Annotated in this window: 16 protein-coding genes; all 16 read left to right on the top strand. The window is 61.9% G+C overall.

Features of this window, described 5'->3' with window-relative positions; all coding sequences use genetic code 11:
- Positions 1-75: 75 nt before the first annotated feature.
- A complete protein-coding gene (gene fabD / locus P3T17_RS00360) occupies positions 76-1,008 on the top strand; it encodes an ACP S-malonyltransferase (protein WP_429404029.1) in 933 nt (310 codons plus the stop codon).
- Positions 1,009-1,096: 88 nt separating this feature from the next.
- Positions 1,097-1,846 (top strand): 3-oxoacyl-ACP reductase FabG, encoded by a 750-nt coding sequence (gene fabG, locus P3T17_RS00365; protein WP_074263839.1) that lies wholly within the window; start codon positions 1,097-1,099, stop codon positions 1,844-1,846.
- 153 nt (positions 1,847-1,999) lie between these two features.
- Positions 2,000-2,239, top strand: coding sequence for an acyl carrier protein (acpP, locus tag P3T17_RS00370; protein WP_004197638.1), 240 nt, complete (start codon positions 2,000-2,002; stop codon positions 2,237-2,239).
- A 270-nt stretch (positions 2,240-2,509) separates the two neighbouring features.
- Positions 2,510-3,748 (top strand): beta-ketoacyl-ACP synthase II, encoded by a 1,239-nt coding sequence (gene fabF / locus P3T17_RS00375; protein WP_074265970.1) that lies wholly within the window; start codon positions 2,510-2,512, stop codon positions 3,746-3,748.
- A gap of 14 nt (positions 3,749-3,762) precedes the next feature.
- A complete protein-coding gene (locus P3T17_RS00380; protein ID WP_429404031.1) occupies positions 3,763-4,242 on the top strand; it encodes a protein YgfX in 480 nt (159 codons plus the stop codon).
- Positions 4,243-4,343: 101 nt separating this feature from the next.
- Positions 4,344-4,943: an RNA polymerase sigma factor RpoE gene (gene rpoE, locus P3T17_RS00385; RefSeq protein WP_006051939.1), complete on the top strand. Its 600-nt coding sequence runs from the start codon at positions 4,344-4,346 to the stop codon at positions 4,941-4,943.
- A gap of 81 nt (positions 4,944-5,024) precedes the next feature.
- Positions 5,025-5,651 carry a sigma-E factor negative regulatory protein gene (locus tag P3T17_RS00390; protein ID WP_074263840.1) on the top strand — a complete coding sequence of 209 codons (627 nt, stop codon included), beginning with the start codon at positions 5,025-5,027 and terminating at the stop codon, positions 5,649-5,651.
- 4 nt (positions 5,652-5,655) lie between these two features.
- On the top strand, positions 5,656-6,699 hold the full coding sequence (locus P3T17_RS00395) for a MucB/RseB C-terminal domain-containing protein (RefSeq protein WP_429288161.1): 1,044 nt from the start codon (positions 5,656-5,658) through the stop codon (positions 6,697-6,699).
- A gap of 28 nt (positions 6,700-6,727) precedes the next feature.
- Positions 6,728-8,281, top strand: coding sequence for a DegQ family serine endoprotease (locus P3T17_RS00400; protein WP_074263842.1), 1,554 nt, complete (start codon positions 6,728-6,730; stop codon positions 8,279-8,281).
- Positions 8,278-8,544 (top strand): glutaredoxin family protein, encoded by a 267-nt coding sequence (locus P3T17_RS00405; RefSeq protein WP_429404033.1) that lies wholly within the window; start codon positions 8,278-8,280, stop codon positions 8,542-8,544. The genes P3T17_RS00400 and P3T17_RS00405 overlap by 4 nt, the downstream gene beginning before the upstream one ends.
- Positions 8,545-8,714: 170 nt before the next feature.
- On the top strand, positions 8,715-10,508 hold the full coding sequence (gene lepA, locus P3T17_RS00410) for a translation elongation factor 4 (protein ID WP_074263844.1): 1,794 nt from the start codon (positions 8,715-8,717) through the stop codon (positions 10,506-10,508).
- 18 nt (positions 10,509-10,526) lie between these two features.
- Positions 10,527-11,420, top strand: a complete 894-nt coding sequence (lepB, locus tag P3T17_RS00415; protein ID WP_074263845.1) for a signal peptidase I — start codon at positions 10,527-10,529, stop codon at positions 11,418-11,420.
- Between the two features lie 175 nt (positions 11,421-11,595).
- The gene (gene rnc, locus P3T17_RS00420) at positions 11,596-12,759 is read left to right on the top strand and encodes a ribonuclease III (protein WP_429405441.1); all 1,164 of its coding nucleotides are present in this window, start codon (positions 11,596-11,598) and stop codon (positions 12,757-12,759) included.
- A gap of 54 nt (positions 12,760-12,813) precedes the next feature.
- Positions 12,814-13,713, top strand: a complete 900-nt coding sequence (era, locus tag P3T17_RS00425; RefSeq protein ID WP_074263847.1) for a GTPase Era — start codon at positions 12,814-12,816, stop codon at positions 13,711-13,713.
- Entirely contained in the window at positions 13,700-14,671 is a 972-nt protein-coding gene (gene recO / locus P3T17_RS00430) for a DNA repair protein RecO (RefSeq protein WP_429404035.1), read from the top strand. Before era ends, recO begins: the two co-directional genes overlap by 14 nt.
- The gene (gene pdxJ, locus P3T17_RS00435) at positions 14,668-15,432 is read left to right on the top strand and encodes a pyridoxine 5'-phosphate synthase (RefSeq protein ID WP_429404037.1); all 765 of its coding nucleotides are present in this window, start codon (positions 14,668-14,670) and stop codon (positions 15,430-15,432) included. Before recO ends, pdxJ begins: the two co-directional genes overlap by 4 nt.
- Positions 15,433-15,444 lie beyond the last annotated feature (12 nt).

Here is a 15,444-nt window from a genome sequence, read left to right on the forward strand (position 1 = left end):
GTCGCCCGCAACGATCAGTCGCGTCGATAAGGCCGCGTGCCGTACGCATCTGAAACATCGAATTTTGAGGATCCCATGAAATTTGCGTTTGTTTTTCCTGGCCAGGGCTCGCAGTCTGTCGGCATGCTCAACGCATTTGCCGACCACGCCATCGTGCGCGAGACAGTTCAGGAAGCCTCCGACGCGCTCGGCCAGGATCTGGGCAAGCTGATCGCCGAAGGTCCGGCTGATGATCTGAACCTCACCACCAATACCCAACCCGTCATGCTGACGGCCGCATACGCGATCTACCGCGCGTGGCAGGCCGCGGGCGGTCCGGCGCCGGCAATCGTCGCGGGCCACAGCCTTGGTGAATACACGGCGTTGGTCGTTGCCGGCGCGCTGGCGTTCCGTGACGCGGTACCGCTCGTGCGTTTTCGCGCGCAGGCCATGCAGACGGCCGTGCCGGTAGGCGAGGGCGGCATGGCGGCGATTCTCGGTCTCGACGATGACGCGGTGCGTGCGGTGTGTGCCGAAGCAGCGTCGGCGGGTGTCGTGGAAGCGGTGAATTTCAACGCGCCGTCGCAGGTCGTGATTGCCGGCAACAAGGCCGCGGTCGAAAAGGCCTGCGAAATCGCCAAGGCCAAGGGCGCGAAGCGTGCGCTGCCGCTGCCGGTGTCGGCGCCTTTCCATTCCTCGCTTCTCAAGCCCGCATCGGATCAGTTGCGCGAGTATCTCGCGAGCGTCGAGGTGCAGGTGCCGAAGATTCCCGTTGTGAATAACGTCGATGTGGCTATCGTCAACGAGCCGGCCGCAATCAAGGATGCACTCGTGCGTCAGGCCGCCGGCGCGGTGCGCTGGGTCGAATGCGTGCAGGCGATCGCGGGCCAGGGTGTCACGCATGTAATCGAATGCGGTCCCGGCAAGGTTCTGTCAGGTCTGACCAAGCGCATCGACGGCAATCTGGTCGGTGCTTCGGTTTTCGATCCGGCCTCGCTCGAAGAAACGCTTAAGCTCGTGACGGCCTGAGCGGCGCGCAGGTACAGCCGCAAGTATCACAGTACTCACTACAGCCTAAAGACTGCAATCAGCCCTCACGGGCACTCCGGACTGAAAGATGGAAAAGACTCTCGATAAGCAGATCGCGATCGTGACCGGCGCCTCCCGGGGTATTGGCCGCGCCATTGCGCTCGAACTGGCGCGCCAGGGTGCGACCGTCATCGGCACGGCGACCAGCGAAAGCGGCGCTGCCTCGATCACCGAAGCGTTCAAGGCCGAAGGCGTGAACGGCCGCGGCGCAGTACTGAACGTGAACGACGCGGCTGCGGCAGAAGCGCTGATCGACGGCACCGTGAAAGAATTTGGAACGTTGCACGTGCTCGTGAACAACGCGGGCATCACTCAGGATCAACTGGCGATGCGCATGAAGGACGACGACTGGGACGCGGTGATCGACACCAATCTCAAGTCCGTGTTCCGCCTGTCGCGCGCAGTGCTCCGCCCGATGATGAAGGCGCGGGGCGGCCGCATTATCAACATTACGTCGGTGGTCGGCTCGGCTGGCAACCCGGGACAGGCCAACTACGCGGCGGCGAAAGCCGGCGTAGCGGGTATGACGCGGGCGCTGGCGCGCGAGATCGGCAGCCGCGGCATTACCGTGAACTGCGTCGCGCCGGGCTTTATCGACACCGACATGACGAAGACCCTGCCGGAAGAGCAGCAAACCGCGCTCAAGACCCAGATTCCGCTTGGCCGTCTGGGCAGCCCGGAAGACATCGCTCATGCTGTTGCGTTTCTTGCTTCGCCGCAGGCCGGCTACATCACCGGCACGACGTTGCATGTAAACGGCGGCATGTACATGTCTTAACGGAATTCGGTTACCATCCGCGCCGTGACGCGATTCTCGTCGTGACCGGGCGGATGCCTTGACAGGAACCGTGCGCGCCGCTTTTTTGCAGGGGCAAACCTGATAAAATGCGCGCACCTGTATTTTTGAACTTCTTTTCCCTTGGAGGGGTTAATGGACAATATCGAACAGCGCGTCAAGAAGATCGTCGCAGAACAACTGGGCGTTGCCGAAGCAGAGATCAAGAACGAAGCGTCGTTCGTGAACGACCTCGGCGCTGACTCGCTCGACACCGTCGAACTCGTGATGGCCCTCGAAGACGAATTCGGCATGGAAATTCCGGATGAAGAAGCTGAGAAGATCACGACCGTCCAGCAAGCGATCGACTACGCTCGCGCAAACGTCAAGGCCTAAGGTCATTCGCGCCCGCGTTGCTGGGTTGGCGGCGTGTGACGCCCTGTTGGGCCGGTTTCCGGCATCCACGGGGCTGGTGCTATTGCCGACGGAGTTGGCGATGAAGTTGCCGGCGCAGCCGTTTCCAGCGCAGATGCAAGTGCAGGTTTCGGCGCAGTTTCCAACGCGTTTTTCAGCGCGTGTTCCAGGTTAACAGCCACAGGGCTCACAGGTCCGATTCCTGTGGCCGCTGTGGCTTTTGCTTTTGTCACCTATGAAAAAGAGGTTACCGTGAGCCGTCGTCGTGTTGTCGTTACAGGCCTGGGGCTGATTTCGCCTGTTGGCAATAATGTTGCCGACGGCTGGGCCAATCTGGTCGCTGGCAAGTCGGGCATTGCCAACATCACGAAGTTCGATGCCGCGAACTTCACGACCCGCTTTGCCGGCGAGGTGAAGGGCTTCAATATCGAGGACTACATCCCCGGCAAGGAAGCGCGCCACATGGATACGTTCATCCATTACGGCGTGGCTGCCGGCATCCAGGCGATGCAGGACAGCGGGCTCGAAGTCACCGATGAGAATTCGGAGCGCATCGGCGTTGTGGTTGGCTCGGGCATCGGCGGCTTGCCGATGATCGAAGTCACGCAGACGGAGCTGCTCAATCGCGGCCCGCGCCGGATTTCGCCGTTCTTCGTGCCGGCCTCGATCATCAACATGATCTCCGGCCATCTCTCGATCAAGTTCGGCATCAAGGGCCCGAACCTCGCTATCGTCACGGCGTGCACCACCGGCCTGCATTGCATCGGCGAGGCCTCGCGCCTGATCGAATATGGCGACGCCGACGTGATGATTGCGGGCGGTGCGGAATCGACCGTGTCGCCGCTTGGCATTGGCGGCTTCGCGGCGGCGCGTGCCCTGTCGCAACGCAATGACGATCCGGCTACGGCGAGCCGTCCGTGGGACAAGGATCGCGACGGCTTCGTGCTCGGCGAGGGCGCCGGCGTGATGGTGCTCGAAGAGTACGAGCACGCGAAGGCCCGCGGCGCGAAGATTTACGCCGAAGTGAGCGGTTATGGGATGAGCGGCGACGCCTATCACATGACTGCCCCGGTAGAAGATGGCGACGGCGCACGTCGATGCATGCTGGCCGCATTGAAGAACGCAGGTGTGAACGTGGATCAGGTGAACTACCTGAACGCCCACGGCACCTCGACGCAGCTCGGCGACCTCGCGGAAACCACCGGCATCAAGCGTGCCTTCGGCGATCACGCGAAGAACATCGTCGTGAATTCGACGAAATCGATGACCGGCCACCTGCTGGGTGGCGCGGGCGGTCTCGAGTCGGTCTTCACGGTCCTCGCCGTGCACAATCAGATCTCGCCGCCGACGATCAACATCTTCAACCAGGATCCCCAGTGCGATCTTGATTACTGCGCCAACACCGCGCGGGAGATGAAAATCGACATCGCGCTGAAGAACTCGTTTGGGTTCGGCGGCACGAACGGCACGCTGGTCTTCAAGCGCGCCTGAGCGGACCGGTCCGTTTGACGTCACCCTCCACGCAGCCCGGTCCCGCGCTTCCCGCTGGACCGGCATCGCCGAACGGAGCGCCGCTGGTTACCCTGCGACGCTCCGTTGTCCTGCGTGGCGCAACGGTGGCTTTTATCCTGATTGCCGTGGCTGCCGTTCAGGCATGCCTGTCAGCCCGGCTCGGCGCCATGCAGGCAGCGCCCGCTGCCGCAACTGTGCTAGCTTTCCTCTCGCTCGCCGCGCGGCGGCATTGGCACGCCGAGCCCGGCGCCATCAAAATCGGGCCCGATGGCCTCACCGTCTGGAACCGCGCCGGGCACACGCTCGCGCAGGGTCGTATTGCCGGTTGCTCGCAGTGGAGCGGCCGGCTCCTCATTCTGGCGCTCGTGGGCGCGAGCGGCCGTTCCCGGCCGTTGCTGATCGCGGCCGACACGCTGTCTGCCGAGGCGTTTCGCGAGCTGGCCGTGCTGGGCCGGCGCGCCGCCGGCGTCTGACTGTAACGACTGTAACCGCGAGTACCTTAGTAACGTGACGCGATGATGGGGACGCTACAATGGTGCCCCGCGTTGCAGCCCATAGTTAACGGATTTATCAGGTGAGCGAAAAAGAAATTGATCAGGTGCTGGTCGAACGCGTCCAGAAGGGCGACAAGGCCGCGTTCGAGCTTCTGGTCTCCAAATACCACCGGAAGATCCTCCGGCTGATCTCGCGCCTCGTGCGGGACCCCGCTGAGGTTGAGGACGTAGCTCAGGATGCCTTCATCAAGGCATACCGGGCGCTGCCCCAATTCCGCGGCGAATCGGCCTTTTATACGTGGTTGTACCGGATTGCGGTCAACACGGCAAAGAACTACCTTGCGACCCAGGGGCGGCGTGCACCCACTTCGACCGAAGCAGATGCTGAAGAAGCTGAAACTTTCTCGGACGCCGACCAACTAAGGGATATCAACACGCCTGAGTCGATGTTGATGAGCAAGCAGATCGCTGAGACGGTCAATGCTGCGATGGCGGTTTTACCGGAAGAGTTGCGCACCGCCATTACTCTTCGTGAAATTGAAGGTTTGAGCTATGAGGAAATCGCTGAGATGATGGGGTGCCCAATCGGCACGGTCAGATCACGAATTTTTCGCGCTCGCGAAGCCATTGCGGCAAAATTGCGTCCATTGCTTGACACACCCGAAGGCAAACGCTGGTAGTCGGCCAGCTCGCCCGTCGGGGCAATGGGGCAATATCTGGGTTAGGTGGTGTCACTAGGGGTGTGTAAGATGGGGAGCATCATGGGGTCGGTCTCGATGCAATCGCAAGCAAGCTCGCGAGGCGAGCGTCTGTCCGCTTTTGTCGACGGTGAGCTGTTCGGCGAAGAGCATCTGAACAAGTTTATTTCCGAGCTGGATCGCGAAGATCGCGCGTCCTGGTCGCATTACCACCTGATCGGCGACGCTCTGCGTTCGGACGATCTGGCGGTAAGCCCCGCGACCAGTAGCGCGTTCCTCGCCAGCTTCAGTGCGCGTCTCGAGCAGGAGCCGCACGTGCTGGCGCCCGCCGCGATGCCGGCTGCAGGCCGTTTGCTGGCGCTGCGCCGTCGCTTCGTGCCGGCGTTTGCCGTCGCCGCTGCCGCCGCCACGCTGACGTGGATTGTCGTGCCGCAATTGCAGGGTGTGCCGGGCGGTGCGGGTGTGTCTCAGGTCGCGTCGCTGCAGTCCCATGGCGATTCCGTGCAGCGTGTGGCCATGGCCCCGGTGCCGACGGTTGCCGCCGCCCAGCCGGTTTCGGACGGCAACATCATCCGCGACGCGAGCCTCGACCAGTATCTGGAAGCTCATCAACAGTTTGCACAGCAACCGGTCATGCCCGGTTCGATGCCGCTGATTCGCACCTCCGCCATGACCACGCAAGGCCAATAGTCTGATGCAGACACTGCGGTTGAATAAAACGACTATCTGGGGGCGGCTGCCGGCATTTCTGTTCTGTGCAGCCGTATTGTTGTCCGCCACACCGCGTGTCTTTGCGCAGTCCGACGACCCGCTCGTCGCCCGCCGTACTGCGGCGGACTTGCTCAACCGCATTCACCAGGCCGCCCAGCAGCAGAATTACGAAGGGGCGTTCGTCTATCAGCGGGGCAATTTCGTCCAGACCTCGCGGATCGTCCATTTCGCCACCCACAGCGACGGCGAGTTCGAGCAGCTCGAAAGCCTGGACGGCAAGCCGCGCAAGATGTTGCGCCATAACGACGAAATGTACACGTTCATCCCCGAACGGCATTTGTGCGTCGTCGAAAAGCGCCAAAACAAAGATTCATTCCCCGCTTTGCTCGCGGCCAGCAGCGACCAGGTGATGTCTGTCTATGAGCCGAAGCTGCTCGGCGACGACCGCGTCGCGGGCATCGACAGTCAAGTGCTCGAACTCGACCCGAAAGACGCCTTCCGGTTCGCTTACAAGCTTTGGGCGGACAAAAAGACCGGCTTGCTGCTGCGCGCGCAGACGCTCGACCCGAGCGGGCAGGTGCTCGAGCAGTTGTCGTTCTCGCAGATCAGCATAGGCGTGCCGGTCGATACGACGCCGATCGCCAATGGCATCCACAACACCGCGGGCTGGACCGTCGTAAAACCGCCGGTCGAGCCGGTGGATATGGAAGCGCAAGGCTGGCAGATCGATCCCACCGTGCCCGGTTTCCACAAGATTCGCGAGTTGCGCCGTCCGATGGCGTCGGCTGATCCGAGCGAACCACCCATCCCGGTCGACCAGGCCGTGTTCTCGGACGGCCTCGCGGCGATTTCGGTATTTGTCGAGCCGGTCGAAAAAAATACCCGTAAGGAAGGCGCCGGCAGCAGCGGGGCGACGCACGTGCTGGTCAAGCGTCAAGGTGACTTCTGGATTACTCTGCTGGGGGAAGTGCCCCAAGCCACATTGCAGCAATTTGCGTCTGCCATAGAATATAAGGCTCCCAAGTAATTCCTCGAATCCCTCTGCTGGCTACGATATGACGATTTTCACGGTGCGCAAATTTCTCGCAGCCGCGGTGGTGGCAGTTTGTCTGCCGCTCGTACCGCATGCAGCGTCGGCGGCGCCTGCAGCCAATCTTCCCGACTTTACCGATCTCGTCGACAAGGTCGGGCCGGCAGTCGTCAACATCCGCACCACGACCAAGGTGACGGGTAGCAGTGCCCATGGCACGGCGCCAGGACTCGATGACGGTGATATGTCAGAGTTCTTCCGGCGCTTTTTCGGCATTCCGTTGCCGCAGCAGCCCGGTTCGCCTGGCAATGGGAATGGCAACGGCGGTGGCGGTAGTGGCGGCGATAACGGCGACAACGGCAGTGGCAGCGGCGGGAGCAGCAGTAACCAGGACGCACCCGACAACTCCGATTCCGAGCAGAGCAGCGGTGTGGGGTCCGGCTTCATCCTGTCGCAGGATGGCTATGTGATGACCAACGCCCACGTGGTCGATGATGCCGACAACATCTATGTCACGCTGACCGACAAGCGCGAATTCAAGGCCAAGCTGATTGGCATGGACGATCGCACTGACGTTGCGGTGGTGAAGATCAATGCGTCGAATCTGCCTGCCGTCACGATTGGCGATTCGACCAAGGTGCGTGTGGGCGAATGGGTTGTGGCCATCGGCTCGCCGTTCGGTCTGGAAAACACGGTCACGGCCGGGATTGTCAGCGCCAAGGGGCGCGACACCGGTGATTATCTGCCGTTCATCCAGACCGACGTGCCGGTCAATCCTGGCAACTCGGGCGGTCCGCTCATCAATATGCAGGGCGAGGTGATCGGCATCAACTCGCAGATTTACAGCCGTACCGGCGGGTTCATGGGCATTTCGTTCGCGATCCCGATCGACGAAGCGATGCGCGTGGCCGAGCAGTTGAAGACAACGGGCAAAGTCACGCGCGGCCGGATTGCGGTGGCCATCGGCGAAGTGACCAAGGACGTGGCCGACTCGCTTGGCTTGCCGTCCGCTCAAGGTGCGCTCGTCAGCAGTGTCGAACCTGGAGGCCCGGCCGACAAAGCCGGCGTGCAGCCGGGCGACATCATCCTGAAGTTCAACGGCCATTCCGTCGATACCGCGACCGACTTGCCGCGTATGGTTGGCGACACGAAGCCGGGCACCAAGGCCACCATCACCGTGTGGCGCAAGGGGCAAACGCGCGATCTATCGGTCACGATTGCCGAAATGCAGGCGGACAAAACCGCCAAGACTGACGAGAAGCAGACCCCGCCGCCGAAGCAACGCGCGACGAATTCTCTCGGCATCGCGGTGAGCGACATCCCCGCCGACCAGCAGAAGACGCTGAAGGTGCACGGTGGCGTGCAGGTCGATCAGGTGGACGGACCGGCTGCCCGCGTCGGCTTGCAGAAGGGCGACATCATTCTGCGCGTCGGCGATACGGATATCTCGAGCGCGAAGCAGTTCGACGAAGTGACCGCGCATCTGGACCCGCAAAAGATGATTGCGTTGCTGGTGCGTCGTGGCGACAACACGCAGTTCGTGCCGCTGCGCCCGCGTAGCGGCTCCGCGCAGAAGTGACAACACCGGTGGCACCGCTCACGCTCTACGGGCGCGCGTGGTGCCACCTTTGTGACGACATGCGTGCCGGGCTCGAGCCGCTGCTGCTGGAGTTCGGTGCGCAGGTCGAGATCGTCGATGTCGACACTGATCCCGCACTCGAAGCGCGTTACAACGAGTTAGTGCCGGTTTTGGTGTGTGATGGTGTCGAGTTGTGCCACTATCACCTCGACGAAGGGCGGGTCCGCGCAGCGCTGAGCGCACGTGCCGGGCAGATCCGCTAGCGCATCGAAAGTCACGGGGCCCGACATACGTCTGAGCCCGCTTTCAGTGCTCTCCTGCAAGATATGCCGGGCGGAAGCCTTTTTCGGCTAAAATAGACAGGTTTTTCACCTACTTCCAAGGCGTGCTCCGCAATCGTCCGGGCGCGCCTTTTTCGCTTGATCGGTACTGAATGGATCATATTCGTAATTTCTCGATCATTGCGCACATCGACCATGGCAAGTCGACGCTCGCCGATCGCATCATCCAGATTTGCGGCGGCCTGTCCGACCGCGAAATGGAATCGCAGGTGCTCGACTCGATGGATCTCGAGCGCGAGCGCGGCATCACCATCAAGGCACAGACTGCTGCACTGACGTACAAAGCCCGCGATGGGCGGATCTACAACCTCAATATGATCGACACGCCGGGGCACGTCGATTTCTCGTACGAAGTCAGCCGCTCGCTGTCGGCGTGCGAAGGCGCGCTGCTGGTGGTCGACGCGAGTCAGGGCGTCGAAGCTCAGACGGTTGCGAACTGCTATACGGCAATCGAGCTCGGCGTCGATGTGATTCCGGTGCTCAACAAGATCGACTTGCCCGCGGCGAACCCCGAAAACGCGATCACCGAAATCGAAGATGTGATCGGCATCGACGCAACCGATGCCACGCGTTGTAGCGCGAAAACGGGCCTCGGCGTCGAAGACGTGCTGGAAGCGCTGATCGCGAAAGTGCCGCCGCCCAAGGGCGATCCCGAAGCGCCGCTGCAGGCGTTGATCATCGATTCGTGGTTCGACAACTACGTTGGCGTGGTGATGCTGGTGCGTATCGTCAACGGCACGCTGCGTCCCAAAGACAAGATCCGCTTGATGGCGACCGACACGCAGTACCCGGTCGAGCACATTGGCGTGTTCACGCCGAAATCGAAGAATCTCGAGTCGCTGTCCGCCGGGCAGGTGGGCTTCATCATCGCCGGCATCAAGGAATTGGCCGCCGCGAAGGTGGGCGACACCGTCACGCTGGTGAACCGTCCGGCGCCCGCGCCGCTGCCGGGCTTCAAGGAAGTGAAGCCGCAGGTGTTCGCCGGTCTCTACCCGGTCGAAGCCAACCAGTACGACGCCCTGCGCGATTCGCTGGAAAAACTGAAGCTCAACGACGCTTCGCTGCACTACGAGCCGGAAGTTTCGCAGGCGCTTGGCTTCGGCTTCCGTTGCGGCTTCCTCGGTCTCCTGCACATGGAGATCGTGCAGGAGCGCCTCGAGCGAGAGTTCGACATGGACCTGATCACCACGGCGCCGACCGTGGTGTATGAAGTCCTGCAACGCGACGGCACGGTCATCATGGTCGAGAACCCTGCCAAGATGCCCGATCCGTCGAAGATCGAAGAAGTGCGCGAGCCGATCGTCACCGTGAACCTGTATATGCCGCAGGACTACGTGGGCTCGGTCATCACGCTGTGTACGCAAAAGCGCGGCGTCCAGATCAACATGCAGTACCACGGCCGTCAGGTTCAGCTCACGTACGAAATTCCGATGGGCGAAGTCGTGCTCGACTTCTTTGATCGTCTGAAGTCCATGTCGCGCGGTTACGCGTCGATGGACTACGAGTTCAAGGAATATCGTGCAGCGGATGTCGTGAAGGTCGACATGCTGATCAACGGCGACAAGGTCGATGCGCTGTCGGTGATCGTCCACCGCTCGCAGAGCCAGCACCGCGGCCGCGAAGTGGCGGCCAAGATGCGCGAGCTGATTCCGCGTCAGATGTACGACGTGGCGATTCAGGCGACCATCGGCGCGAACATTATCGCCCGCGAAAACATCAAGGCATTGCGTAAGAATGTGCTGGCAAAATGCTACGGCGGCGATATTTCCCGTAAGAAGAAGCTGTTGGAAAAGCAGAAGGCAGGCAAGAAGCGAATGAAGCAGGTCGGGTCCGTCGAGATTCCGCAAGAAGCTTTCCTCGCGATTCTGCGTGTCGAAGACAAATAAGACGAAGAACGGAACTCTATGAATTTTGCGCTGATTCTTTTTGTGCTCGTCATCATTACGGGCATCGCATGGGTCGCAGACAAACTGGTTTTCGTGCCGCAACGGCGGCGCGCGGCGGACGAGGCAGTTGCCGAGTTCGACCGTCAGCAGGCGCGCGTTGGTGAGCGCTTCGCCGACGAAAACGCCCCGCAAACGCGGGCGCGTCTGCGTGAAGAAAAGCTGCGTCAACCGTGGTGGCTCGAATATTCGGCGAGCTTCTTCCCGGTCATTCTCGTGGTGTTCGTGGTCCGCTCGTTTGTGGTCGAGCCGTTCAAGATTCCGTCGGGCTCGATGGTGCCGACGCTGCTGGTGGGCGACTTCATCCTCGTCAACAAGTATGAATACGGCATCCGTCTGCCGATCACCAACACCAAGATCACCGACGGCAGTCCGCTTCAGCGCGGCGACGTGGTGGTGTTCCGCTACCCGAAAGACGAATCGGTCGACTACATCAAGCGCGTGATCGGCCTGCCGGGCGACGTGGTGGCGTATCAGGACAAACAGCTGACCATCAACGGCAAGCCTGTGCCGGAGACGCCACTGCCTGACTACTTCGACGAAGAGCGCATCGGGTACGCGAAACAGTTCGAAGAGGACATCGACGGCCGCAAGAATGCAATTCTCAATAATCCGGCAGTGCCGCCATACATCGTCGGCGCGGAAGACTATCCGTATCGCGATAACTGCACGTACAACGCGCGCGGCGTGATCTGCAAGGTGCCGCCCGGCAATTATTTCATGATGGGCGACAACCGCGATAACAGCGCAGACAGCCGCTACTGGGGCTTTGCGCCGGACAAGAATATCGTCGGCCGCGCGTTCTTTATCTGGATGAATTTCAGCAACTTGAAACGCATCGGGACGTTCCACTGATCGTCACCACACTGACCGCACGCTGACCAGACAACACGTCGCGCAGATGCCACTCATCGGGCGCGGCGTGTTCTCACGCTACTTTAAGAACGTGCGGTAAGGTCGCTTCACAACGCTTTTTCCGTTGGCCGCTCCGCGTTTTCGCCGGGGCAGGCGCCCGCGTTATACTCTGCACATGCCCCTATCTCCGTTGGAAAGCCGTTTGCGTTACGAATTTCGCAATGCGGAATTGTTGCGCCAGGCTTTAACTCACCGTAGTCACAGTGCCACGCATAACGAACGGCTCGAGTTTCTCGGCGATTCCGTTCTGAATTGCGCGGTGGCTGCACTATTGTTCCAACGTTTCAGCAAACTGGACGAGGGCGACCTGTCGCGCGTCCGCGCCAATCTGGTCAAACAGCAGTCGCTGTACGAAATTGCTCAGGCCCTGAATATTTCAGAGGGCCTCCGGCTCGGTGAAGGCGAGCTGCGCAGTGGCGGCTTCCGCCGCCCGTCAATCCTCGCTGACACGCTCGAAGCTATCCTGGGTGCGATCTTCCTGGACGGTGGCTTCGAAGCCGCTCAGACGGTCATCAAACGCCTCTACGTGCCGATTCTGGACCATATCGATCCCCGCACGCTCGGCAAGGACTCGAAGACGCTGCTGCAGGAGTATCTGCAGGGGCACAAGATTGCGTTGCCCACCTACACTGTCGTGGCAACGCATGGTGCGGCGCACAATCAGCAGTTTGAAGTCGAATGCACGGTGCCGAAGCTGGAAGTCAAGGTGTCCGGTTCGGGCGCCAGCCGGCGCGCGGCCGAGCAGGCCGCAGCCAAGAAGGCACTGGACGAGGTGATGGCCGCCGCGCCTGCCGTGGTGGCCAAGCCGAAGCGCTCGAAGGGCGCCCGGGCGGCGAAGCACGCCGAGCCGGAGATAGTCCCTGGCGTGACCGGTGTGCAAACCGCGCTCGATTTGCGTGCGCCGGACCGTAAGAACGAGCGGAGCGCGCGCGGCGAGCAGAAGGCAGCCGCAGCCGGGACCGAGGCCGCCGTGGCCGAGCGGCCAGCACCCGTCGCCGCGCCGGTCGTCGCACCGCTTGCGGTAATCCGGGCTGCGCACGTGGAATACAGCAGCCAGACATCGGCGGAAAAAGACAAGGCCGAGAAGGACAAGGCGGAAAAAGCCGAAAAGGCCGAGCGCGCCGAAAAGCTCGACAAATCCGACGCCTCTTCACGCAGCGCCGACAAACCCGCCGCCGCCCGTAGCCGCGAACTTGCGCCCGACCTGGCGGCGCCTGCCGAACTCGAACCCGGTGTTGCCGACGCGGTACAAACGCGCGTCGCCGATGCGGGCCATTGATTGACTGGATGCGCGTTTCTTCGCGCGTCCATATGAACCTGCCGTAGCCTGAATATGAACGCTTCCACCCCCACTGGTTTCCGCTGCGGCATGGTCGCGATCGTCGGCCGCCCGAACGTCGGGAAGTCCACGCTGATGAATGCGCTGGTCGGCCAGAAAGTCAGTATCACGTCGCGCAAGGCGCAGACGACGCGCCATCGCATTACCGGCATTCACACGCTCGAAGACGCGCAGTACATCTTCGTCGACACACCCGGGTTCCAGACCAAGCACAGCGGTGCGCTGAACCGCTCGCTCAACCGCGCGGTCACCTCGACGCTGACCTCGGTCGACGCCATCCTGTTCGTGATCGAAGCGGGCCGTTTCGGTCCGGACGACCAGAAGGTGCTCGATCTGATCCCGCCTTCGGTGCCCACGCTGCTGATCGCCAACAAGCTCGACCGTGTCTCGGATAAGGACTCGCTGTTTCCGTTCATGCAGCAGGTGAGCGCACTGCGCGAGTTCAACGAGATTGTGCCGCTGTCCGCCAAGAATCCCGACGACATCAAGCGTCTGATGGCAACCGTCAAGCCGTTCCTGCCGGAAGGTGCGCCGATCTACGGCGAAGACGACCTGACCGATCGCAGCGAGCGTTTTCTCGCCGCCGAAATCCTGCGCGAGAAGGTATTCCGTTGGACCGGCGACGAGCTCCCGTACACGAGCACGGTCCTGATCGACAAGTTCGAAACCGAAGGCCGTCTGCGCCGCATTTTCGCGACCATCATGGTGGAACGCGATACGCACAAGGCGATGATCATCGGCCAGAAGGGCGCCAAGCTGAAGCAGATCAGCACCGAAGCGCGCCTCGACATGGAAAAGCTGTTCGACGGCCCCGTGTATCTGGAAACCTTCATCAAGGTGAAGAGTGGCTGGGCCGACAACGAAGCCGGACTTCGCGCCTATGGGTACGAATGACGCGTGGATGACGCTGCAATCCGACGCTGAACCGGACGATACCGAGCCGGGCGCGCCGGCGCGCGAGCCATCGAAGGCTCGTGTGTCGAAGAAGTCATCTTCAGCATCCACTGGTTCTTCCACCCGCAACTCGCCGCGCAATACGCCGCGTAGCTCAGCCGGCGAAGCATCGGACGCAGACGCGTCTGCCAGCGGCGAAGCGCGCAAGACACCGGCACGCCGGTCGCCGCGCAGTTCCGGTTCCGACTACAAGGTCACTGAGCAACCGGCGTTCGTGCTGCATAGCTATCCGCATCGCGAGACCAGTCTGATCATCGATGTACTGACGCGCGATCACGGCCGTCTCGCTCTCGTCGCAAAGGGCGCAAAGCGCCCGCACTCCGCGTTGCGCGGCGTGCTGCAGACATTCCAGCCGCTCGCGCTGGCGTGGTCCGGCAAATCCGAAGTCCGCACGCTGACCGGTGCCGAATGGGTGGGCGGCATGCTGCCGCTTGCCGGTGACGCGCTGCTCTGTGGCTTCTACGTCAACGAACTGCTGGTCAAATTCTGCGGACGCGAAGATCCGCATCCGCAACTGTTCCAGCACTATGTCGTCACGCTGGCGCGCCTCGCGCACGATGAGCCGGCCGTGCAGGTCCTGCGCTCGTTCGAACGCGTATTGCTGCGCGAAACCGGCTACGCCATGGCGCTCAACCGTACGGTCGCGCGCAAGGCGGTGGTGGCGGAGGGGCGTTACGTGTTCGATCCGGAGCGCGGCGTGCGCGAAGCCTCCGACGATCTGCCCGCGCAGTGGCCGGTAGTTGCCGGCCAGACCTTGCTCGATATGGAAGCGGACGATTACCATCGTGCGCAGACCGTGGCGCAAAGCAAGACGCTGATGCGCTTTCTGCTCAACACTTACCTTGGCGGCACGCCGCTCGCGACGCGCCAGATCCTGATCGACTTGCAGAACTTATGAGCTTCTTTCTTACGTCGCCTAATGTGATCGACCTGGGCGTGAATATCGATCACGTCGCTACGGTGCGCAATGCGCGCGGTACCTCCTACCCCGACCCGATTCGCGCGGCGCTCGACGCCGAAGCGGCGGGCGCAGATGCGATCACGCTGCACCTGCGCGAAGATCGCCGGCATATCGTCGACGCCGACGTGCGCAAGCTGCGTCCGCTACTGAAGACGCGCATGAACCTCGAATGCGCGGTGACGCAGGAGATGCTCGATATCGCCTGTGAGGTGCAGCCGCACGACGTTTGCCTCGTGCCGGAAAAGCGCGAAGAGCTGACCACCGAAGGTGGCCTCGACGTCGCCGGCCAGTTCGAGGCTGTGCGCTCTGCGTGCAAGCAACTGGCCGAAGCGGGTTCACGCGTGTCGCTCTTCATCGACCCGGACGAAACGCAGATTCGCGCCGCGCATGAAGCCGGTGCGCCGGTGATCGAACTGCATACCGGCCGCTATGCCGAAGCGCATGACCCGGCAGAGCAACAGCGCGAATACGAGCGCGTGGTACGCAGCGTCGAATTCGGTCTGTCGCTCGGCATCAAGGTGAATGCCGGACATGGCCTGCACTACACGAACGTTCAGCAGATCGCGGCGATCGATGGCATTGTCGAGCTGAATATCGGCCACGCGATCGTCGCGCACGCGATTTTTGCGGGCTGGGAGAACGCGGTGCGCGAGATGAAGGCGATCATGGTCGCCGCGCGTCTCGGCGCACGCGCTTAACGCCTGCGGGCG

Source organism: Paraburkholderia sp. GAS82 (assembly GCF_050436285.1).
GTDB classification, from domain to species: Bacteria; Pseudomonadota; Gammaproteobacteria; order Burkholderiales; family Burkholderiaceae; genus Paraburkholderia; species Paraburkholderia phenazinium_B.